The sequence below is a fragment of the Klebsiella variicola genome, from assembly GCF_000828055.2.
Classification (GTDB): domain Bacteria; phylum Pseudomonadota; class Gammaproteobacteria; order Enterobacterales; family Enterobacteriaceae; genus Klebsiella; species Klebsiella variicola.
The window spans coordinates 3,960,250-3,982,429 of the sequence record NZ_CP010523.2; the positions used below are offsets into that span (position 1 = coordinate 3,960,250).

General features: G+C 59.1%; 20 protein-coding genes. 13 read left to right on the forward strand and 7 right to left on the reverse strand.

Annotated features, from left to right (window positions below; genetic code table 11):
* Positions 1 to 152 precede the first annotated feature (152 nt).
* Together rnk and uspG are read left to right on the forward strand one after the other, a co-directional pair.
* Positions 153 to 563, forward strand: a complete 411-nt coding sequence (rnk, locus tag SP68_RS18610) for a nucleoside diphosphate kinase regulator (RefSeq protein WP_008805623.1) — start codon at positions 153 to 155, stop codon at positions 561 to 563.
* Between the two features lie 188 nt (positions 564 to 751).
* Entirely contained in the window at positions 752 to 1,180 is a 429-nt protein-coding gene (gene uspG, locus SP68_RS18615; RefSeq protein WP_002894401.1) for a universal stress protein UspG, read from the forward strand.
* Between the two features lie 72 nt (positions 1,181 to 1,252).
* Here the strand turns inward: uspG and ahpF are convergent, their stop codons facing one another.
* Together ahpF and ahpC are read right to left on the reverse strand one after the other, a co-directional pair.
* The gene (gene ahpF, locus SP68_RS18620) at positions 1,253 to 2,818 is read right to left on the reverse strand and encodes an alkyl hydroperoxide reductase subunit F (protein WP_008805622.1); all 1,566 of its coding nucleotides are present in this window, start codon (positions 2,816 to 2,818) and stop codon (positions 1,253 to 1,255) included.
* Between the two features lie 188 nt (positions 2,819 to 3,006).
* On the reverse strand, positions 3,007 to 3,570 hold the full coding sequence (gene ahpC, locus SP68_RS18625) for an alkyl hydroperoxide reductase subunit C (RefSeq protein ID WP_002894394.1): 564 nt from the start codon (positions 3,568 to 3,570) through the stop codon (positions 3,007 to 3,009).
* Between the two features lie 411 nt (positions 3,571 to 3,981).
* On the opposite strand from ahpC, the gene dsbG reads away from it, so the two are divergent.
* The 4 genes from dsbG to SP68_RS18645 all read left to right on the forward strand — a co-directional run bounded on the left by dsbG (position 3,982) and on the right by SP68_RS18645 (position 7,790).
* On the forward strand, positions 3,982 to 4,731 hold the full coding sequence (gene dsbG, locus SP68_RS18630; RefSeq protein WP_008805621.1) for a thiol:disulfide interchange protein DsbG: 750 nt from the start codon (positions 3,982 to 3,984) through the stop codon (positions 4,729 to 4,731).
* A gap of 180 nt (positions 4,732 to 4,911) precedes the next feature.
* Positions 4,912 to 5,844 carry a DNA-binding transcriptional repressor CitR gene (gene citR, locus SP68_RS18635; RefSeq protein ID WP_008805620.1) on the forward strand — a complete coding sequence of 311 codons (933 nt, stop codon included), beginning with the start codon at positions 4,912 to 4,914 and terminating at the stop codon, positions 5,842 to 5,844.
* Positions 5,845 to 5,955: 111 nt separating this feature from the next.
* Entirely contained in the window at positions 5,956 to 7,179 is a 1,224-nt protein-coding gene (locus SP68_RS18640) for a phosphoadenosine phosphosulfate reductase (RefSeq protein WP_040973872.1), read from the forward strand.
* Positions 7,164 to 7,790, forward strand: coding sequence for an IbrB-like domain-containing protein (locus SP68_RS18645; protein ID WP_012542464.1), 627 nt, complete (start codon positions 7,164 to 7,166; stop codon positions 7,788 to 7,790). The genes SP68_RS18640 and SP68_RS18645 overlap by 16 nt, the downstream gene beginning before the upstream one ends.
* Here the strand turns inward: SP68_RS18645 and SP68_RS18650 are convergent, their stop codons facing one another.
* A complete protein-coding gene (locus SP68_RS18650) occupies positions 7,791 to 8,936 on the reverse strand; it encodes a pyridoxal phosphate-dependent aminotransferase (protein ID WP_162499994.1) in 1,146 nt (381 codons plus the stop codon).
* A 140-nt stretch (positions 8,937 to 9,076) separates the two neighbouring features.
* On the opposite strand from SP68_RS18650, the gene mtnC reads away from it, so the two are divergent.
* Entirely contained in the window at positions 9,077 to 9,766 is a 690-nt protein-coding gene (mtnC, locus tag SP68_RS18655; protein WP_008805616.1) for an acireductone synthase, read from the forward strand.
* Positions 9,763 to 10,305 carry a 1,2-dihydroxy-3-keto-5-methylthiopentene dioxygenase gene (locus SP68_RS18660; RefSeq protein WP_008805615.1) on the forward strand — a complete coding sequence of 181 codons (543 nt, stop codon included), beginning with the start codon at positions 9,763 to 9,765 and terminating at the stop codon, positions 10,303 to 10,305. The genes mtnC and SP68_RS18660 overlap by 4 nt, the downstream gene beginning before the upstream one ends.
* A 107-nt stretch (positions 10,306 to 10,412) precedes the next feature.
* Here the strand turns inward: SP68_RS18660 and SP68_RS18665 are convergent, their stop codons facing one another.
* Positions 10,413 to 12,722 (reverse strand): molybdopterin-dependent oxidoreductase, encoded by a 2,310-nt coding sequence (locus tag SP68_RS18665; protein ID WP_040973870.1) that lies wholly within the window; start codon positions 12,720 to 12,722, stop codon positions 10,413 to 10,415.
* Positions 12,723 to 13,133: 411 nt separating this feature from the next.
* On the opposite strand from SP68_RS18665, the gene SP68_RS18670 reads away from it, so the two are divergent.
* The 5 genes from SP68_RS18670 to SP68_RS18690 are packed head-to-tail and all read left to right on the forward strand — an operon-like array spanning position 13,134 to position 18,601.
* Positions 13,134 to 14,114, forward strand: a complete 981-nt coding sequence (locus tag SP68_RS18670; protein ID WP_008805613.1) for a sugar ABC transporter substrate-binding protein — start codon at positions 13,134 to 13,136, stop codon at positions 14,112 to 14,114.
* A 44-nt stretch (positions 14,115 to 14,158) separates the two neighbouring features.
* Positions 14,159 to 15,661 carry a sugar ABC transporter ATP-binding protein gene (locus tag SP68_RS18675; RefSeq protein ID WP_072123428.1) on the forward strand — a complete coding sequence of 501 codons (1,503 nt, stop codon included), beginning with the start codon at positions 14,159 to 14,161 and terminating at the stop codon, positions 15,659 to 15,661.
* Positions 15,658 to 16,647, forward strand: coding sequence for an ABC transporter permease (locus tag SP68_RS18680; RefSeq protein ID WP_008805611.1), 990 nt, complete (start codon positions 15,658 to 15,660; stop codon positions 16,645 to 16,647). Before SP68_RS18675 ends, SP68_RS18680 begins: the two co-directional genes overlap by 4 nt.
* Positions 16,644 to 17,648 carry an ABC transporter permease gene (locus SP68_RS18685; protein WP_022065711.1) on the forward strand — a complete coding sequence of 335 codons (1,005 nt, stop codon included), beginning with the start codon at positions 16,644 to 16,646 and terminating at the stop codon, positions 17,646 to 17,648. Before SP68_RS18680 ends, SP68_RS18685 begins: the two co-directional genes overlap by 4 nt.
* 11 nt (positions 17,649 to 17,659) lie before the next feature.
* Positions 17,660 to 18,601, forward strand: a complete 942-nt coding sequence (locus SP68_RS18690; RefSeq protein ID WP_008805609.1) for a carbohydrate kinase family protein — start codon at positions 17,660 to 17,662, stop codon at positions 18,599 to 18,601.
* A gap of 35 nt (positions 18,602 to 18,636) precedes the next feature.
* On the opposite strand, the gene SP68_RS18695 is transcribed toward SP68_RS18690, so the two are convergent.
* Genes SP68_RS18695 through SP68_RS18705 form a run of 3 tightly spaced genes read right to left on the reverse strand, consistent with a single transcriptional unit; the run spans position 18,637 to position 21,779 of the window.
* The gene (locus SP68_RS18695) at positions 18,637 to 19,665 is read right to left on the reverse strand and encodes a 2-hydroxyacid dehydrogenase (RefSeq protein WP_002894255.1); all 1,029 of its coding nucleotides are present in this window, start codon (positions 19,663 to 19,665) and stop codon (positions 18,637 to 18,639) included.
* The gene (locus tag SP68_RS18700) at positions 19,662 to 21,158 is read right to left on the reverse strand and encodes an FGGY-family carbohydrate kinase (RefSeq protein WP_038422257.1); all 1,497 of its coding nucleotides are present in this window, start codon (positions 21,156 to 21,158) and stop codon (positions 19,662 to 19,664) included. The genes SP68_RS18695 and SP68_RS18700 overlap by 4 nt, the downstream gene beginning before the upstream one ends.
* A gap of 12 nt (positions 21,159 to 21,170) precedes the next feature.
* Positions 21,171 to 21,779, reverse strand: coding sequence for a methylthioribulose 1-phosphate dehydratase (locus SP68_RS18705; protein WP_008805607.1), 609 nt, complete (start codon positions 21,777 to 21,779; stop codon positions 21,171 to 21,173).
* Positions 21,780 to 22,180: the final 401 nt, after the last annotated feature.

Genomic DNA, 22,180 nt, shown 5'->3' on the forward strand with positions numbered 1-22,180 from the left:
CGCCGCCCGCCGGGGGGCGTTGCACGCTGAATGTGCGTTTCATCACTTCAAACTACCGGCAACTCTCAGTATGATGGTAGGACCTTAACCCTTGCCCTTTTCGGCGAGGGTTTTCTTTTACGGACAGGTTCCTGGATAACATGGAGTATGCAATGACCAGACCCGCAATCATCATTAACGAACTGGATGCCGAACGTATCGACAGGCTGCTGGAGCAGCCGGCTTTCGCCAACTTACCGGTTGCCGATGCCCTGAATGACGAGCTCGACCGCGCGCAAATGCTGGCGCCGGAAGCGATGCCGCATGACGTCGTCACCATGAACAGTAAGGTAAAATTCCGCGATTTAACCAGCGGCGAAGAGCGCGTGCGGACGCTGGTGTTTCCGTCTCAGGTGACTGACAGCGCCAGCCAGCTCTCCGTCCTCGCGCCGGTGGGCGCCGCGCTGCTGGGGCTGAAAGTCGGCAGCACCATTCACTGGGAGCTGCCGGGCGGTGCATCGACACACCTGGAAGTGCTGGAGCTCTTGTACCAGCCGGAAGCCGCTGGCGAATTCCACCGCTAATCCCTGCTGCCTGAGGCGTTTCGCGCTTTATTCAGAGGATGTCCATACATCCTCTTTCTGCTGTTTCTTCCCCCGCTAACCTTTTTTTACGCTTTGCACCTGCCTGACTGACAGTTTTGCGACCTGAATGACACTATATCCGCATATAATATGTTGATATAGACGCAAATGAACAAGGAGGATTGCATATGTATAAGACTATCATTATGCCCGTTGATGTCTTTGAGATGGCGCTGAGCGATAAAGCCGTCCGGCATGCGGAGTTTCTGGCCCAGCAGGACGGGGTGATCCATCTGCTCCACGTATTACCCGGCTCTGCGAGCTTCACCATGAGCCGCTTTACCGCCGATCTGCGGCGGTTTGAAGAACACCTACAGCATGAGGCGGAAACTCGTCTGCAGACGATGGTCAGCCATTTCAGCATTGACCCCTCACGTATCAAGCTGCATGTCCGTTTCGGCAGCGTGCGCGATATGGTCAACGAGCTGGCCAGCGAAATTAACGCCGATGTCGTGGTGATTGGCTCGCGCAACCCGTCCATCAGTACCCACCTGCTCGGATCCAATGCCTCAAGCGTGATCCGCCATGCCCATATCCCGGTGATGGTCGTCAGGTAAATATGACGAAATAGAAAAAAAGAGGCTACCCCAGGGTAGCCTCTTTGTTATGCAGGTTTATTGTCTGACTTGTTATGCGGTTTTCGTACGGATCAGGTAGTCGAAGGCGCTCAGCGACGCTTTTGCCCCTTCCCCTGCCGCGATAATAATCTGCTTGTACGGCACGGTGGTGCAGTCGCCAGCGGCGAATACGCCTTTGACATTGGTTTCGCACTTCGCATCGATGATGATCTCACCCATGCGGTTGCGCTCAACGGCGCCTTCCAGCCAGGTGGTGTTAGGCAGCAGGCCAATCTGGACGAAGATCCCCGCCAGCGCGACATGATGCTCATCACCGCTCACCCGGTCACGATATTGCAGGCCGGTGACTTTGCTGCCATCGCCTTTCACTTCCGTGGTCTGCGCATTAAGAATGATGTCGACATTCTTCAGGCTGCGGACTTTATCCTGCAACACCTGGTCGGCTTTCATCTCTGGAGCAAACTCCAGCAGGGTCACATGCTCTACGACGCCCGCCAGGTCGATAGCGGCTTCTACCCCGGAGTTCCCGCCGCCAATTACCGCTACGCGTTTGCCCTTAAACAGCGGACCGTCGCAGTGCGGGCAGTAGGTCACGCCTTTGGTGCGATACTGATCTTCGCCCGGTACGTTCATATTGCGCCATTTCGCCCCGGTGGCAATGATGACGCTACGCGCCTTCAGCACCGCGCCAGAGGCGGTTTCAATCTGATGCAGGCCGCCCTCTGTCGCCGCTGGCGTCAGTTTGGTCGCGCTCTGGGAGTCGATCACATCGACGTTATAGTCGCTGACGTGCGCTTTCAGCGCGCCGGCCAGTTTCTGGCCTTCGGTTTTCGGCACCGAAATATAGTTTTCGATATCCACGGTATCCAGCACCTGACCGCCGAAGCGCTCGCCCATCAGGCCGGTACGAATACCTTTACGCGCAGAGTAGACCGCCGCGGCCGCACCGGACGGGCCGGAGCCGACAATCAGCACATCGTAAGCGTCACGTTGGTTCAGCTCTTCCGCTGCGCGTTTTTCCGCACCGGTATCCACTTTGGCGACAATTTCCGTCAGCGTCATTCGCCCCTGACCAAACTCCTGACCATTCAGATACACCGCAGGAACGCCCATGACGTTGCGATCGGTAATTTCATTCTGGAAGGTCCCACCGTCAATCGCCGTGTGCTTGATGCGCGGGTTGAGCACCGACATCAGGTTCAGGGCCTGCACCACATCCGGGCAGTTATGACAGGAGAGTGAATAATAAGTCTCGAACTCGAAATCGCCATCAATATCGCGGATCTGCTCCAGCAGCGACTGGGCCTCTTTCGACGGATGACCGCCGGTCCACAGCAGCGCCAGCACCAGCGAGGTAAACTCGTGGCCCAGCGGAGAGCCTGCAAAGCGTGGGCCCTGGTCGGAACCTGGGTTAGTAATCAGGAATGATGGCTTACGTACCGCGAGCGTGTTGTCTTCTTTAAAGGTGACTTTGTCTGACAGTTCAGCGATTTCAGCCAACAGTTCCTTGATTTCTGCCGATTTAGCGCTGTCATCCAGCGTGGCAATCAGCTCAACAGGCTTGGTCAGCTTCTCAAGGTAGGCCTTGAGCTGGGTTTTCATGTTGGTGTCGAGCATTGTTATCTCCTGGGCTTAAAACATCATCATGCAAGCGGCCTCGTCCAGGCGGCCTGAATGCGCTTGCATCATGGTGTTGGAATAAAATGGGCGCGAAAGCGCCCATTGATTGCCGGGTGGCACGCCGTTTACCCGGCCTACAATCTTGTAGGCCCGTGCAAGCGTAGCGCCGCCGGGCACAAACAGACTTAAATCTTACCGACCAGGTCCAGAGACGGAGCCAGTGTCGCTTCGCCTTCTTTCCATTTAGCCGGGCAGACTTCGCCTGGGTGAGAAGCAACGTACTGCGCCGCTTTGATTTTACGCAGCAGGTCAGACGCATCACGGCCGATACCTTCAGCGGTAACTTCGATCGCCTGGATGATACCCTGCGGGTCAACCACGAAGGTGGCACGGTCAGCCAAACCTTCATCTTCACGCATGTTGTCGAAGTTACGGGTCAGGGCGCCAGTCGGGTCGCCGATCATCGCGTATTTGATTTTCGCGATGGTTTCAGAGCTGCTGTGCCACGCTTTGTGGGTGAAGTGGGTATCGGTAGACACAGAGTAAACGTCTACGCCCAGCTTCTGCAGTTCTTCGTAATGGTCAGCCACGTCGCCCAGTTCGGTCGGGCAGACGAAAGTGAAGTCAGCCGGATAGAAGAAGAAGACGCTCCAGCGGCCTTCGGTGTCTTTCTCGGTGACTTCGATGAATTCACCATTTTTGAATGCCTGGTTTTTGAACGGTTTGATTTTGGTGTTAATTAAGGACATCTATACTTCCTCCGTGTTTTCGTTGAGGTCTAAGTTAACGAATTTTTCCTGACCCGACCAATGCGTTTACATTATCGAATCAATAAGCGTTATCTAACAACCGGAACAAGACAACTCTGTGAACCTGTCGACGCGTTCAGCGCTGATCGCTGTTTTTCGCATCATTTGCCGCGACAAAAGTAAAAAGGCCACCCTTTCAGGCGGCCCCGTTACCTGAAATACCCGAAGGTAGGTTCAGCGCCAGTCAGACTGGCTATGTGTTGCGCTCTACATTACCTTAATGTAACAGCATCCAGGATTACATCACCCACGCCAGCAAAGGGCAATCCGTCATTCTGCTGATCTTGCCTATGACTGTGATAGGTTCGACAATCGTTTTGCCCTTTCCTGCTGATTTTACAAGGAATATTCATGTTAAAGCGTCTTCTCTTGCTCAGCCTTTTTCCGTTATGCAGCCAGGCGGAGGAGCTCCCCGCTCCGGTAAAAGCGATTGAAAAACAGGGCATTACTATTATAAAACCCTTTGAGGCGCCAGGGGGAATGAAAGGCTGGCTGGGCAAATACCAGGACATGGGGGTCGCCATCTACCTCACGCCGGACGGCAAACATGCCATTTCCGGTTATATGTATGACGAGAACGGCAACAACCTCAGCGAGCAGTTGTTTCAAAAAGAGCTCTACACGCCGGCAGGACAGGAGATGTGGAAGAAGATGGCCAGCGCCCACTGGCTGCAGGATGGCAATAAGGACGCCCCCATCGTGCTGTATGTCTTTGCCGATCCCTTCTGCCCCTACTGTAAACAGTTCTGGCAGCAGTCCCGCCCCTGGGTGGAAGCCGGTAAAGTGCAGATCCGCACCCTGCTGGTGGGGGTGATCAAGCCCGAAAGCCCGGCCACCGCCGCCGCGATTCTGGCCACCAAGGATCCGGCGAAGACCTGGCATGATTATGAGCAATCGAATGGAAAAATGGCCCTGACGATCCCGCAGGCTATTCCGCCGGAGAAAATGAAAGTGCTCAACGTTAATCAGCAACTGATGGACGAACTGGGGGCCAACGTCACGCCAGCCATTTACTATATGAATAAGGATAATATGCTGCAGCAGGTGGTCGGCCTGCCGGATAAAGAAAAACTGCAGATCATGATGGGCGAACAAGAATAATCCCATTGCATAATGGCGCCAGATAACAACGACCGCTGGCGCCCCTGTCGACGATAAGATATATTAAGCAGAACTTAACGTTATAGTCCGGTAATTAAATTCACACCGCAAATATTAAGCCAATCAACATTCTCACTAAGAATATTTCCACCCGCGCTGATAATACACAGGACTGCATTAATGGCAAATCTTTACGATCTGAAAAAGTTCGATTTGAATTTATTGGTTATTTTTGAATGTATCTATCAACATTTGAGCATTAGCAAAGCAGCCGCCATGTTATTTATCACCCCGTCAGCGGTGAGCCAGTCGTTGCAGCGTTTGCGCCAGCAGTTAAACGATCCGTTATTTGTTCGCGTTGGGAAAGGGATGACGCCCACCACCGCCTGTGTCAATCTTCATTATCATTTGCAACAAAATCTCGAACAGCTGGAAAAAACCATCAATCTCAATAATCGCTCCGAACTGCGTAAACGTATCGTGATATATGGCCCTCCGCTGTTCTGTTCAGTGAATAGCCATTTTATGATTAATGAGCTCTGTCATCAGGCCAATTTGCAGATTGAGCACCATAACCTGACCACCACGGAATCGGCTGAGGAGCTGCTGGCGTATCGCCAGGCGGACCTGGTGTTCACCCGAATGCCTATTACCAACCGCGCCACGATCTGTCAGCCCTATCAGACGGTGCAGACGCTGGCGGTTTGCCGGGCGGACCATCCGCGGCGAGATCAACTCACGTCGATTGAAGCGCTGGCGCAGGAATTTTTCACCCACTATATCACCAACGATCCTGTCATTCAGCGCGTCCAGCAAAGCAGCACGCCATGGTTAAATCCGGGTAATATTGCCTTTCGCAGCGACTCTTTTATGACCATTCTTAACATGATCAATAAAACCGACTTAATTGGCTTCATCCCCTCCTATTTATATGATTTTATTTCCCCGGCCATGCCACTTCACGCTCTCGATATAGAGGCACTTTTTCCAGAGATCACGATATACATTAACTACCATCAATCATCTACACAAAATCATTTTCTATCTGAATTAATCTCCATTCTAATGAATGACAGAGATATATCACGCCCACAACTTAATAATAGTGAGTAACTGCCCACCTGTTTTCACACTCTGTTTGAATGCAGATCGACCATTAATTTCGCAGCGCTCATCGTTTATACTGAACAAACGGGAAGCTCTACTATTAAAGGATTAATGGTCATGTCGTTTATTAAATATCCCTTACCGGAATCGGTGCTGCAGGCAACTGAGCAGCGCATCCAGTGGGTGCTGGATAATTTTTCACGCGTTTGCGTCTCTTTCTCGGGTGGAAAAGACTCCACCGTCATGCTGCATTTAACCGCCCAGGCGGCGCGGTTACAGGGTAAAAAAATCAGTGTGTTGTTTATTGACTGGGAAGCGCAGTTCTCCTGCACCATCGCCCACTGCGAAAAACTGCGTGCGCTGTATGCGGATGTTGTCGAAACCTTTTACTGGGTCGCCCTGCCGCTCACCACCCAAAACGCGCTGACGCAGTATAAACCGCAATGGCAATGCTGGGAGCCCGGGGCCGACTGGGTCCGTCAGCCGCCGCCCTGGGCGATTACCCACCCGGGCTATTTTTCATTTTATCAACCGGGGATGAGCTTTGAGTCCTTTGTCAGCCACTTCGCCGAGTGGTTTTCACAGCGGCGCCCCGCCGCCGTGCTGGTGGGCATTCGCGCCGACGAGTCACTGAATCGCTTTATGGCCATCTCTTCGCAGCGTAAACAACGCTTCGCCGATGATAAACCCTGGACCACCTCGGCGCCGGGCGGCCACGCCTGGTACATCTACCCGCTCTATGACTGGAAAACGGCCGACATCTGGACCTGGTTTGCCAAAAGCCGGCAGTCTTATAACCCTCTGTACGATCTGATGTATCAGGCCGGGGTGCCGCTGCGCTATATGCGCATCTGCGAACCGTTCGGTCCGGAGCAGCGCCAGGGGCTGTGGCTCTACCATGTGCTGGAGCCTGAGCGCTGGGCCGCAATGTGTCAGCGGGTGAGCGGCGCGCACAGCGGCGGGGTCTATGCCGGGCATGATAATCAATTTTACGGCCACCGAAAAATCGACAAGCCCGACCACCTGACATGGAAAAGCTATGCGCTGTTCCTGCTCGACAGCATGCCGGAAACCACTGCCGAGCACTACCGCAACAAAATCGCCGTCTACCTGCGTTGGTATCAGAAAAAAGGCATGGAAGATATTCCGGACACCCAGCCTGTGGACATTGGCACCAAAGATATCCCGTCCTGGCGGCGGGTCTGCAAAGTGCTGCTCAATAACGACTACTGGTGCCGTCAGCTTTCGTTTAGCCCGACCAAAAGCAGCCACTATCAGCGCTACCGTAAACGCATGGAAAAACATCGCCAACAATGGGGGATATTATGCAACAACAACTGACGCAGGCGCTGGACGCTTATCTGCAAACGCTGGATGACGAGGCGCGCATCGAGGCAATCAATGCGTTTCGTCAGGTGCTCCACCAGCGCAGTCCCTTCCGCTCCCAGCCCGTTGACTGCGTGCTGTGGGTAAAACAGGAGCAGGTCATCCCCAACGACTACAATCCGAATAACGTGGCGCCACCGGAAAAACGCCTGCTGCAAACGTCGCTGGAAGCCGACGGCTTTACCCAGCCGGTCGTCGTCATCCAGCAAAGCCCGCAGGCGTATACGATTGTCGACGGTTTTCACCGTCATGAGCTGGCCTGCAGCAAAGCGGTGCTGAAAAAAACGCTGAAAGGTTATCTGCCAGTGACCTGCCTGACGAGTGAAGCCGCCTCGCGTGACGGGCTGATGGCAGCGACCATACGCCATAACCGGGCGCGCGGGCGCCACCAAATCCACGCCATGTCAGAGATTGTCCGCGAACTGACCCAGCTTGGCTGGACACCACAGAAAATCGGCAAAGAGCTGGGGATGGATGCCGATGAGGTATTGCGCCTGAAGCAAATTAGCGGCCTCACGGAGATGTTCGCTGGCCGCCAGTTCTCCCAGGCGTGGACGATTAAGTGACTACAGCTGGCACAAACGCGTCGCCGCAGCCAACAGAGTCGCCGGCTGTTTGGCAAAGCATAAGCGGATCAGCTTGTGCGGGAACGGATCGGCGCAGAAGACGGAGAGCGGGATCGCCGCCACCCCGACTTCGGTCGTCAGCCAGCGGCAGAAGCTGACGTCGTCAAGATCGGAAATGGCGCTGTAGTCCGCCAGCAGGAAATAGGTCCCTTCACAGGGCAGAAGTTCCAGCCGGCTTGGGCGCAGCGCTTCAATAAACAGATCGCGGCGTTCCCGATAAAACGCCGGCAGCTCACGATAGTGCTCAGGCGCTTCGCGCAGCATGTCGGCGATCGCCAACTGCGCCGGAGTATTCACCGAGAAGGTCAGATACTGATGCACCTTGCGCAGTTCGGCGCTGATGGCCGCCGGGGCTACGCAGTAGCCGACCTTCCAGCCGGTCATATGAAACGTTTTGCCAAACGAGGAGACCGCCACCGCCCGCTCGCGAAGCTGGGGATGCGCCAGCACGCTGGCGTGGCCGCCCTCGGCAAAGCAGATGTGCTCATAGACCTCATCGCTGAGGACATAGATCTCGCGTTCGGCAATCGCCTGCCACAGGGCAGCGAAATCTTCGCGCTGCCAGACGGTGGCTGATGGATTGTGCGGGGTATTGAGGATCACCAGACGGGTTTTATCGCTCAGCGCCGCAGCAAACTGCTGCCAGTCGACGCGAAAATGCGGCGGCTGCAGCGCAATACGGCGTAATTCGCCGCCGGCCAGCGCCACCGCGGGGGCATAGCTGTCATAGCTGGGATCGAAACAGACCACCTCGTCGCCGCGGCGCACCAGAGCGGTGATCGCCGCGTACAGGGCCTCCGTCGCGCCGGCGGTGACCGTAATATCGCTATTGACGTCGGGCAGGTAACCATACAGCTCCGCTGTCTTCCCGGCGATCGCCTCGCGCAGCGCCGGCACGCCGGTCATCGGGGCGTACTGATTCGCCCCCTGCGCCACATGGTACGCCAGACGCTCCTGAAGATAGCGCGGGCCGTCGAAATCGGGAAAGCCCTGTGACAGGTTGATGGCCTGATGCTGCTGGGCCAGGGCACTCATCTGGGTAAAAATCGTGGTGCCGAGCGCAGGAAGTTTACTCTCTGGAATCAAAGGGTTATTGCTCATTCTTTTTATACCGATTGTAATGCTGTTGTTGAAGCCACTATAACACGATGTTAATATTTGGCAATCAAGACGCTTAGACGTCTAAATGCTAATGTTATTCCGCGCCACGCCACTCTGGAGAAACCATGATCCGCGCCATCGTGACCGACATAGAAGGCACCACCAGCGATATCCGCTTCGTGCATAACGTGCTGTTCCCCTACGCCCGCGAACGACTGGCCGGCTTTGTGACCGCTCAGCAGTACGCTGAGCCCGTCAAAACCATTCTCGACAACCTGCGCCGCGAGACAGACGCCCCGGCCGCCAGCACCGCCGACCTTATCACTACCCTCTTCGCCTTTATGGACGAAGACCGTAAATCCACGGCGCTAAAGGCGCTGCAGGGGATCATCTGGCGTGACGGCTATCTCAACGGCGACTTTACCGGCCATCTCTATCCGGACGTACTGCCGGCGCTGGAGAAATGGAAAGCGCAGGGCATTGATCTGTATGTATATTCCTCAGGCTCCGTCGCCGCGCAGAAATTGTTATTTGGCTACAGCGATGAAGGTGATATTACTCATCTGTTCACGGGCTATTTCGATACCCTGGTAGGCGCCAAACGCGAGGTGCAGTCCTACCGTAACATTGCTGAACACCTGGGCCATGCCCCTGGCACCATCCTGTTCCTGTCGGATATCCATCAGGAGCTCGACGCCGCCGAGGCTGCAGGTTTGCGAACGATCCAGCTGGTACGCGGCGACCGCGACCCGGCGAGCCACCATCCTCAGGTTCAGCGTTTTGACGACATTCATCCGGAGCAGATCCCAGCATGAGCGCATTAACTCTTTTTTCCGTGACCGATCCGCAAACACCGCTCTGGCACAGCACCGACGCCAAAGCGATTCAGGATCAACTGAACGCCAAAGGCGTCCGCTTCGAGCGCTGGCAGGCCGACCGCGACCTCGGCGCAAATCCCAGCCCGGAAACGGTCATTGCCGCCTATCAGCATGCGATTGATAAACTGGTCGCCGAAAAGGGCTACCAGAGCTGGGACGTCATCAGCCTGCGCGCCGATAACCCGCAAAAAGAGGCGCTGCGGGAAAAATTCCTCAACGAGCACACCCATGGCGAAGACGAGGTGCGGTTTTTTGTCGAGGGCGCCGGCCTGTTCTGCCTGCATATTGGCGACGAGGTGTTCCAGGTACTGTGCGAAAAGAACGATCTGATTTCGGTTCCCGCCCACACCCCGCACTGGTTTGATATGGGTTCAGAACCGAACTTCACCGCCATTCGCATTTTTGATAACCCGGAAGGCTGGATCGCCCAGTTTACCGGTGACGATATCGCCAGCGCCTACCCGCGGCTGGCGTAACGTCAAACTGTCGTCAGTCTTAAACCGCCAGGCGCGGGCTTTGCCGGAGGCGGCGCATACCGCGCCTCCTCCGGACTACCCGCCCCGCCGCCGGCGAGCGCCAACGCCTAAACCTCAATAAACCTCGGCGGATCAAAGGCGGTGATCGGCGGCAGTTCCTCACGCCACGGGGCGATCTCCACCCAACAGCTCTGGGCGCTACAGCCCTGCCCCAGGCGCGAACTGCCGCGATCCTCGGTTAACACGTTGGGATTACCGTGCTTATCGAGCGTTCCTTTTTCATTGGGATCCAGCGGGTCATACCAGGCGCCGGTGGACATCTGTACCACGCCGGGCAAAATCTGCTCGCTCAGGTGCACGCCCGCCAGAATCGCCCCGCGGTCGTTATAGACCTTCACCACGCTGCCTTCGCGGATGTCTCTTGCCTGCGCATCGCTCGGATGCATCCACAGCGGCTCGCGTCCCTGAATTTTCGTCGCCCGGCTGACGCTGCCGTGGTCGTACTGACTGTGCAGGCGGGCGCGCGGCTGACTGGAGAGCAGATGAAGCGGCCACCGCGCCGCCTCCTGTCGCTGCCGGGCGGCCTCTTCCTCATCCCACCATGGATGGCCCGGGCATTCACGATAGCCAAACCCGGCGACGGTAGCGGAAAAGAGTTCAATCTTGCCGGAGGGCGTGGAGAGCGGATAGCGCTGCGGATCGGCGCGAAAATCGGCGAGAAAGATCTGCGGCCGCTCCGGCGCACTGTACTCCAGTACCCCTTGCTGCCAGAAGTCCTCGAACGAGGGCAGCGCAATACCCTCCTCCTGCGCCCGCGGTCTTGACTCCTCATAGAGATGACGCAGCCACTGCCCGGCGTCCCGCCCCTCGCTGAACTGTTCTCCGAAGCCCAGCCGATCGGCCAGATCGTGGAAAATGGCGTAATCGTCACGCGCTTCGCCCACCGGCGGGATCTGCGCGCTCATGGCGATCATAAACCCGTCGTGACCGCCGCTGCCGATATCCTCTCGCTCCAGCGAGGTGGTGGCTGGCAGGACGATATCGGAGAATTTAGCCTGCGCGGTCCAGTACTGCTCATGCACCACCACCGTCTCCGGACGGCGCCAGGCCTCGCACAGTCGGTTGATATCCTGATGATGATGAAACGCATTGCCTCCCGCCCAGTAAACCAGACGGATGTCGGGATAGCGCAGCTGCTGACCGTCGAACTCATAGGCTTCTCCCGGGTGCAGCAGCATATCGGACAGCCGCGCCACCGGGATAACGCTATCCACCGCATTCTCCCCGGCGGGTAAGCGTGGGCCGGAAAACGCTTTTCGCACCGCGCCCGCCAGGTTAGTGCAGGCGTAGCCAAACCCGAGGCCGCCGCCCGGCGTGCCGATCTGTCCCAGCAGCGCGGTCAGGGCCACCGTCGCCCAGTAGGCTTGCTCTCCCTGACGGGCGCGCTGGATAGACCAGGAGATATTCACCATCGTCCGGTGGCGGGCCATCTCCCGCGCCAGGTCGGCGATGCGCTGGGCATCCAGGCCGGTAATCGCCGCCGCCCACGCCGGGGTTTTCGCTACGCCGTCGTGCTCGCCCAACAGATAAGCGCGATAGGGGGCAAACCCGACGGTATGGCTGGCAACAAACGCCTGGTCGTAGAGAGACTCAGCGATCAGTACATAGCTCAGCGCCAGCAGCAGTGCGGTATCGGTGCCCGGACGAATGGCCAGCCACTCGGCGTCGGGCACCGCGCTGAGGTCATTGCGTACCGGGCTGATATTGATAAATCGGGTGCCGTTGGCCTGCATCTTATCCAGCCAGTACGGCAGCATATGGTCATTGGCGCCGCCGCCGTTGACCTGGGCATTGCGCAGCGGCAGACCGCCAATCGCGACAAACAGCTGGCACTCCCGCGCCAGCTCGGAAAAATGGGTATGCTGACGGTGCAGCGGGCTCAACGGCCCGAGAATATGCGGCAGAATGCGCTCGCCCGCGGCGCTGCTATAGGTATTGGTGCTGGCGGTGTACCCGCCAAATCCCTTGAGAAACCGGTGCAGCTGGCTCTGCGCATGGTGAAAGCGTCCAGCGCTGGCCCAGCCGTAGGAGCCGCCGTAGATCGCCTCATTGCCGCAGCGCGCCTTGACCGAGCGCAGCTCGCGAGCCAGCAGGTCCAGCGCCACCTCCCAACTGACTTCGACAAAGGGCTCCTTGCCTCGCCCTTCTCGTGACGCTGGGCCCTGCTGAAGATAGCCGGCGCGCACCGCCGGACGGCGAATGCGCGTTTGGCTGGTCACCGCGTCGGGGAGCGACTGACCAATGCGTGACGGATTTTTATCCCAGGGCACCGGATTAACCGCCACGATATCGCCCTCGCGGCTCTCCACCTGCCACGTTCCCCAGTGCATCACCGTATAATTATGCTGTTTCTTCATAGCACTCGCGTTCTTCTCAGCCAAAAAACTCGTTAAAATAAATCGAGGAAATGACGGAAATATCCCCGTCCCAGCCAGACATTACGCTGCTAAAAAAAGTATTAGCCCGCGCAATCACCTGCATTTCCCTGCAAGGGCCTTATTTCTCCACGCCATCACAATAAACAGAAAGCCGTCTTTATCCGTTAAATAAACACGGAATAAGTCAAAAATAAAACCACAAAATAAAAAGGTATATTTTGCATCATGAAATATTTTCAGGTTCCCGATGGCAAAATAACATTTTTCTCTGGCGTTTCTGCGATATAACATTCCCGGCATAACTTAGACTTATTTTGTATTTGAGGTGGCGAGGTGCTTCTTGTCATGCTACCGGTCCGCAACCACCTTCATCACAGGATCATAATAACAATGTCGCAGAAGAGAAAATTATTGCCTGCCGCGCTGGGACTGCTTTCCCTTGCCTCGCTGAGCGTCACTGCCGCAGACGCCCTCTCCTTACAGGGAAAAACCATTGGCGTTGCCGTTGTCGGCACTCAGCATTTCTGGGATCGCGAGGCCTTTAAAGGTGCGACAGAGGAAGTGGAGAAACTGGGGGGCAAAGTCATTGGCGTCGATGGCGGCCGCGATAATCAGGTTCATGCCAATAATCACGATATTTTACTGTCACGCAAGGTGGACGCGGTAATTAGTATTCTCGGCGACAGCGCCGTCGAACCAAAATTTAAAGCATTGCGTGATGCTGGTATCCCGGTATTTACCGTGGATCACGTTTCTCAATATTCGGTCAACAATACCACCTCCGATAACTACACCTTAGGCTCGACCATCGGCCGCTACATGGCGGATGAATTAGGCGGCAAAGGCAACGTCGCCGTATTTAACGCGTTCTCCAGCGCGCTGCGTATTTGCGGAATTCGCTACGATCAGTGGAAATATGTCCTTAAGGATTATCCGGATATTCATATTATCCAGCCTGAGCTCGCGGAACAGTTCGCCAACTCGCCGGAAGACGCGCGGAAGAAAACCCTCGAATTACTCAGCCAGTATCCGAAAGGCAAACTGGACGCCATCCATGTCGCCTGCTGGGATCAACCGGCCATCGGTATCGTCCAGGCACTGGAAGAGACCGGCCGTGATAAGGATGTGAAAGTGACGGCCATCGACGCCGGTCCGGAGACGCTGGAGATCATGGCAGAGCCCGGCAGTCCGTTTGTGGCTAACGTCGCGCAGCAGCCGCATCTGATTGGCCAGACCTCCGCCGACAACGTGGCCCGCTACTTTGCCGGTCAGAAACTGCCGGTGCAAACCTTTATCCCGGTGATACCAGTGAAAGGTCCGCAGGAGGCGAAAGCGGTGTATAAACAGTTGGGATACGGCGAACTGCAGTGATAAATCAACACCCTGGCGGGGAGCGCCCCGCCGCGGGTCTGGTCATGGACCAGATCGGCAAACGTTTTGCCAGCGTTACGGCGCTTAATTCAGTCACCCTGCGCCTCAATCCGGGGGAAATTCATGGCCTGATTGGCGAGAACGGCGCCGGTAAATCGACGCTGATTAAAATCCTCGCCGGCGTCTATCAGGCTGACAGCGGCAGCGCGACCCTCGACGGTCACCCGCTGCCCCTCGGCAATCCGGCAGCCATTGAAGCCGCCGGCATTCGCGTCATTCACCAGGAGCTTAACCTGATCCCGCACTTTACCGTCGCGGAATCGGTTTTTCTCGGCCAGGAGTATCGCACCCGCTGGGGGGCGCTGGATCGCCGACGGATGAAGGCCGCCACGGCGCAATTTTTCCAGCAAAACTGGCAACTGGCGATCGACCCCGAACGGCTGGTGCGCGACCTGAGCCTGGCCGAGCGCAAGCTGGTGCAGATTGCCCGCGCGCTGATCGACGGCGCGGCGCGGCTGGTGGTGTTCGACGAGCCCACCGCCCCCCTGGAGGCGCAGGAGGCCAGTCTGGTCTCCTCCGCCATCCTTCGCCTGCGCGACCAGGGCATTGCCATTCTGTATATTTCCCACTACCTCAATGAGATAGCTACCCTCTGCGACCGCGGCACCGTGCTGCGTAACGGGGAAGTGGTCGGTTACCCGGACCGCGACCTGCTGCAGAATACCGAGGCGCTGATCGCCATGATGGTCGGCCGGGAAATCGACCAGCTGTATACCCCGCGCCATCACCCGGCGGCAGACAACGGGGCGGCCCCGCTGCTCTCGGTGCGCCAGTTGAGCGACGGGCGGCAGCTGCAGGATCTCTCTTTTGATATTCAGCCGGGCGAAATCGTCGGCGTCGCCGGCCTGCTGGGCGCCGGACGCGATGTGCTGGTCGACTTACTCTACGGCTTACGCCCGGCAGAACGCGGTACGATCCACCTCGACGGCCAGCCGCGGCGCATTCGTACGCCGAAGCAGGCGATCCGCGCCGGCATGGCGCTGGTGCCACGCGACCGCCGCCATCAGGGGCTGATCCTGCCCTTCACCACCGCCGACAATATTAATCTCGCCTCACTGCCGGAGACCGCTACCTTTGGCTGGGAGCGGCGGGGTATCGCCGAGCAGAAAGCGCGCGACTGGATAGAACAGCTGGCGATCCGCCCGGGACGCCCGGCGCTGCCGGTACGCTACATGAGCGGCGGCAACCAGCAAAAAGCGATCCTCGCCCGCTGGCTCGGCACCGATGCCCGGCTGTTTATTCTCGATGAACCCACCCTTGGGGTCGATATCGGCGCCCGTCGCGATATTTATCAACGGACGCGCCAGCTGGCCGATAAAGGACGGGCGGTGCTGGTCTCCTCCAGCGACGCCCCCGAACTGCTCGGACTATGCGACCGGATCCTGGTCCTCTGGCGCGGCACGCTGGCGGCCAATCTGCCCACCCGCGGGCTAACGCTGGACGCCCTGCTGGTGGCGATCAACGGCGGACAGGAGCCTTCACTATGAGTACCGCTATCCAGCGTCGCGGCCGTCCGGGCCTGGCGACGCTGATTGAAAAATTTCCCCTGATCCTGTTTCTGGCGCTGCTGGTATGGCTGAGCGTACAGTCTCCCTACTTTCTCAGCTGGCAAAATATCAGCCTGATGCTGGTCCAGAGCGTTCCGCTGGCGATCCTCTGTTTCGGCCTGGTCTGCGTTATCGCCGTGGGCGGGGATGACGTGGTCTCCGGCGGCATCGACCTCTCCCTGCCGGCGACGGCGGTGCTCGGCGTCGCGCTGCTCAGCCTCGGTCTGGCCGAATGGCACACGCCGTACCTCCTGCTGCTGGCGCTGCTGGCGGCGGTTTGCCTGCTCTGCGGGGCGATCAACGGCTTCCTGGTGCTGGCGGCCGGCCTGCCGCCGCTGCTGGCCACCCTCTCGACCTCCGTGGCGTTTACCGGCCTGACAGATCTGTTGACCGGCCAGCGGCGCATCGCGGTCAGCGATCCGCTGATGGTCGCCTTTCGCGATAACAGTGTGCTGGGCCTGCCCTGGCCGCTGATCTATCTGCTGGGGGTGTTTATCCTGTTCCAGTTCCTGCTCCACCACTCCCGCTTCGGCCAGCATGTGCAGGCGGTGGGCGGCAATCGCGATATGGCGCAGATGAGCGGCCTGAACGTGCGCCGCTTGACCCTGCTGGTCTGGCTGTTAGCGGGCATTGCCGCCGGGCTGGCTATTCTGCCGCTGCTCAGCCAGGGCTCCGGCAGTTCCAGCGGGACGGCCACGCCGCTGCTGCTGGAAACCGTGCTCGCGACCTTTATCGGCGCCGCCTTCTCGCGCCGTCGGGTGGTCACCATCTGGGGGGCGCTGCTGGGGGCGATCCTGGTTAACGCCCTCTCTAACGGGCTCGGCCTGCTGGGGGTCAATATCTTCTGGATGGGCGCCATTAAAGGCGGCCTGATCCTGGTGGTGCTGGCGGCATCGGCGGTCAGACACAAAGGAGGCGAGGCATGAGCCAAATCACCCTGAAAACCCCTGCCCCGGCAGAACCGACGGCCAGCAGCCCGCTGGCCTGGCTGTCGCGAGCCGGATTTGGCGTCATCACCCTGCTGGCCATCGCCCTGTTTGGCTGGGCGAATCCGGTATTTTTAACCGTGGATAACTGGGCCAACCTGCTGCAGGGCAGCGCGATCCTGCTGATTGTGGCGATGGCGATGACCTTGATTGTCAGCGCCGGGGCGATTGATCTGTCGGTGGGCGTTGCGCTCGATTTCGGCGCCGCCTTCGCCCTCGTCGCCCTGAAAACCTGGCATCTGCCGTGGCAGGCCGCGGTAGGCTGCGCCCTGCTTGGCGGCGTGCTGATTGGCCTGCTCAATGCCTTTCTGATCCTCATCTGCCGGATCCGCCCCTTCCTCGCCACGCTCGGCACCTGGTTTATCGCCAGCAGCGCCGAGCGCATCTATACCGACGGCGGCGGCGCGATAGCTTATCGGCGGATGGCGCCGGAATATCACGATCTGGCAGTGGGCAACCTTGGTGGGATCCCCACGCCGGTGGTGATTGTGCTGGCGCTGTGGCTGGTGGCATGGCTGGTCACCGAGCGCACGCTGTGGGGCAAATATGTCCGCGCCATCGGCCAGAACAGCGAAGCGGCGCGTATCGCCGGGATCCGCGATCGCCTGACCATGCTCGGCGTGCTGGTGGCCGCCTCGGCGCTCTGCGCCATCGGCGGGGTGATCCTCTCCGCCAACCTGCGGCAGTTTACTCCCCTGGCCGGGCAGTCTTACCTGATGGACGCCATTGCGGCGGTATTTATCGGCACCGCCTTTAACCGTCTGGGCCGGGTCAGCATCCTCGGCACCCTCGGCGGCGTGCTGTTCCTTGCCATTATTGATAATGGCCTGAACCTGATGGGGCTCAATTATCTGGTGAAGGACGCGCTGGTCGGCGTGATTCTGGTGGTGGCCCTCGCCCTTTCTTTCTGGCAGGCGCGCCTGCGCCAAACGCATCGCTAAACGGGAGAACGATGGCAACCTTTGACGCCGTGTTTGTCGGCCTGACTATTCTGGATATCGCCGGGCGCCCGGTGGTGGCGATACCGCCGCGCGGCGGCGTCGCCTTTATTGAGCAAATTCGCCTCAACCCCGCCGGCACCGCCGCCGGGGCCAATATTAACGCCGCGAAGCTGGGGATCCGCACCGCAGCGGTGGCCTGCCTGGGTGAAGATGAAAAGGCCGACTTTATCCTCGCCAGCTATGCCCGGCTGGGCATCGACTGCTCGCTTATCCAGCGCACCGCGCTGAAAGAGACCTCGGCGACGATCCTGCCGATTCGCCCCAACGGCGAGCGTCCGGCCCTGCATTGCCGGGGCGCATCCGACGCCCTGTTCGTCAGTGAAACGGAATTTGACGCCGTCCTCGACTGTCGTTTCCTGCATCACGGCGGGACCGGACTGCTGGCGGCAATGGACCAGGGACAGAGCGCGCGGCTGTTGCAGGCGGCTAAAGCGCGCGGAGTCACCACCAGCTTTGACCTTATCGCCCCGAATGAAGACACCCTCGAACTACTGCGGCCCCTGTTGCCGTCGGTGGATTATTTCATGCCTTCGCTGGAGGAAGCCGCCTTTCTCTCCGGCGAGACGCAGCCGGAGGCCATCGGCCGCTTCTTCCTGGCACTCGGTGTGGGCACCTGCATTCTGAAAGACGGCGAGAACGGTTCCTGGCTTATCCGTCGCGATGGCGCGCTGGAGCATATTGCGCCGTGGCCGGTCGAGGCAGTGGATACCACCGGCTGCGGCGACAGCTACTGCGGCGGGTTTATTGCCGCGCTGGCGCGCGGACTCAGCGTGAAAGCAGCGTGTGACGTCGCCTCGGCGGTGGCCGCGCTGGTGGCGACCGGGATGGGATCGGATGCCGGGGTAGTGGACTGGGAACAGACCCAGGCTTTTATGGCGGCCCATCGCCCCTGACGATGGACCCGCGCCGCCGCAGCGGCGCAAGCGGCTTAACGCCACTGGTACAGCAGCGGCTCCCCGGCGACATAGCGCTGAAGATCGGCGGCAATCATCGCCGTGTGTTTGGCGATACTCTCCCGGGTGGCTCCGGCGATATGCGGCGTGATAATCACGTTATCGAACTCGATAACAAAAGGATGATCTCGCCACAGCGGTTCGCGGTGATAGACATCCAGCGCCGCGCCGCCCAGCGGGCCGTGGCGCAGGGCATCAATTAGTGCCGCCTCGTCGACCACCGCCGCGCGAGAGGTATTGATCAGCAGCGCGCCGGGCTTCATGCTGTTTAACAGCGCCGCATTCACCAGCCCGTCACTGTGCGGCCCGCTGCTCAGGTGCAGGCTGACGATATCCGCCTCGCGGAACAGCGCCTCCAGGGTCGTTTTCTGTAGCCCTGGCTCATTGATATCCTCTGCGGCGACGAACGGATCCACCACCAACACCGCCATGCCGAACGCCCGGGCGATACGCGCCACCCGGCGGCCAATGTTGCCATACCCCACCAGCCCCAGCGTTTTATTGCGCAGTTCACTGCCTTTAAACACTTCATAGGGGCTTTCCGGGCTCACGTCCCAGACCACATCCCGCCGCAGACCCTGCTGGGTGGCGGCGGCGGCATTATCAGCCTGCGTGAATTCCCCCCGCTTCAGCGCCGCATGGGATTGCGGAATATGGCGCGCCAGGCTGAGCATCAGGCCAAGCGTCAGCTCCGCGGCGGCATCGGCATTGCGCCCCGGGGTGTAGAGCACCCGGATGCCGCGCGCCTGGGCGGCCTGGGTATCAATATTCACCGGATTCGCGCGAGTACAGGCGATCACCTGCAGGCGCGGACAGGCGGCCATTACCGCGTCTGTCACCTCATCATAGCTGGTCACCAGCACCTCGGCGTCATGGGCCAGCTCAATCAGCTGACCGGCGCTAAGTTTCGGTTTGCCCAGCGCCCATCCCTCCACCAGCAGCTCGCCCAGCTGGTGGAAGGCGCTAAGGTCGCCAGCATGCTCGGCGGTAAAAACGATTTTCATGGTTGTACGTCCTGAGAAAGAGGTTGAAGGGCGGCCTGTCTGGCCTGCCATACCGGCAGCATCTGCTCACGCAGCAGGCGGTAAACGGGATACAGCGCCGCGTAGCGGGCATGCGCCTGAGGGCGCGGCTGATAGCGGGTCTGCGCCAGCGGAGGCGTCTCGGCCAGCGCCGCGACGCTGCGGGCCGCCAGAATCGCCGCGCCGCGCGCGCTCAGTTCGTTAAAGGCGCTGGAGACCACCGTACGCCCGGTACAGTCGGCGATAATCTGCAGCCAGGTCGCAGAGGCTGCGCCGCCGCCGGTCAGATACAGCTCGCCGCCCTGCGGATAACCCTGTAGCGCATCGACAATGGCGAAGGCCAGGCCTTCAAACACCGCGCGCTGCAGTTCGGCGCGGGTGGTGTGCGGGCTAATGCCGAAAAAGCCGGCCCGCGCGTCCGGGCTGTAAAACGGCGCGCGTTCGCCATTGAGGTACGGCTGCCAGAAGACGCCGCCGCTGCCTGGCTCCACCTCCGCGATCGCCTGCTCCAGCCGATCCAGATCGGCGTCCAGCGAAATATGCTGCTGCAGCCAGTCAATGTTTGGCGTACCGGCCTGCATCGGAAACAGCGAGATCACCTGCCCGGCTTCGGTATGGGTGACAAAGCGCGTCGCCTCGTTCACCGTCTGCGGGCCGCGGCAGACGATCCCGGTGCAGCAGGTAGTGCCGAGGATCGTGTAGATATCCCCTTCGTTGACCGCGCCGCAGCCCAGCGCGGCGCTACAGACATCCAGCGCCCCGGCGGCCACCGGCGTCGCGGCGGGCAGCCCGGTCAGCGCCGCCACCGCATCGCTCAGCGTGCCAGCCGGAGCATCCGGGGCCAGCAGCGGGGGAAACAGCGGCAGCAGTTCGTTCAGCCCCATCTCATTCATCACCACCGAGGACCAGCTGCCGGTCTGCTGATTGAGTAACGAGCTGCTGGCGTCCGTCAACTCCAGCGCCGCCACGCCGGTCAGGCGAAAGCGGATCCAGTCCTTGGCGAAAAACAGATAGCGCGCGGCCGCCAGCCGCGCCGGCTGATACTGTTTCAGCCAGTACAGCTGCAGGCTGGTATTGCAGGGCTGCAGGTGGGTGCCGGTATCGGCGAAATAGCGGCGGTCGAAGCCGGGTCGGCGCAGCAGGTCGCTCATCAGCTCGTGGCTGCGGGTATCGCTCCACAGGATCCCCGGGCCCACCGGTTCGCCCTGCTCATCGCTGAGCCAGACCCCCTCCCCTTGCCCGGCGAGGCCGATGGCCCGCAGCCGCCCCGCCTGCAGCGCCGGGTGGCGGGCAATCTGGCGCAGAATAGCCAGCACCGAATGCCACAGTTGGGTCATATCCTGTTCCGCGTAGCCATTGGCCGACAGGCGGGGTGAGGTATTTTCCGCGGCGCTGGCGCAGGCGGTGAAATGCTGATCAAACAGCACCGCTTTCACCCGCGAGGTGCCGATATCGATCCCAAGATAAAAATCCATACCTGCTCCGGCTCAGGGCTCGTAGCGGCGGCGCATCAGCTCGCACTCGAACAGGAACTCCAGCCCCTCCAGTTGACGGCGGGCCTCCTGAATATCTTTCCCCCAGCAGGTCAGGCCGTGGCCGCGCAGCAGAAAGCCGTAGCGCAGCGGGCGCGTTTGCGCATAATCGGCAATCCGCGCCGCCAGGGCGTCAATATCCTGGTCATTATCAAAGATGGCGACCGGAACAGTATCGAGATGGCTGTGCTGCCCGCTAAGGGTTTTCTGCATTTCATACCCCTGCAGCGCCAGCGTGTCGCTTTTTTCGATGCGCGACAGCACGGTGGCGTTGACGGTATGCACATGCAGCACCACGTTGGCTTCCGGGAACAGGCGATACACCAGGGTGTGCAGGCCGGTCTCGGCCGACGGCTTCCGTCCGGAAGGCGCCTGGTTGGTGGCGATCTCAACCTGCAGAAAATCCTCGGTCGTCAGGCTGCCTTTGTCGCGGCCCGACTCGCTTAGCCAGCACCAGGTGTCATCCTGACGCACCGACATATTGCCGCCGGTCGCCGGCGCCCAGCCTTTCGCCCCGATCCAATGACAGGTGGTGACCAGTTGCGCGAGTCTTTCTTGCCACATAGCAGTTCCTTAGGTTAGCGATGATTAATTTAGCCGTCTAAATGGCTATTTATCCGATACTAACACCGCTAACCGGAGGGGACAATATTTCAGGAAACACACACAAGACAAATGGTTATATCATAAATGCATATTAAATAACCCTTATTCACAGTGATTTAACCAACCGTTTTCAGTACACCGCTATTCTCCACTACTCGCTGGCCAAAAACTGGCGGATCGCCCTGGCTGAAATTCTCCTCCTGCGCCAGGGATGCGCTCGCCGCCCTCCTCTGCCCTGGACTGGTGCAAAACATGGCAGGATGCCCACTAAAATGGCATCTCATCGTCTTTACCCCATCATTACTGTGCACTGTGCACATCCTGTGATATTCCCCGTGCCCGGTTTTTCCTGGCACATC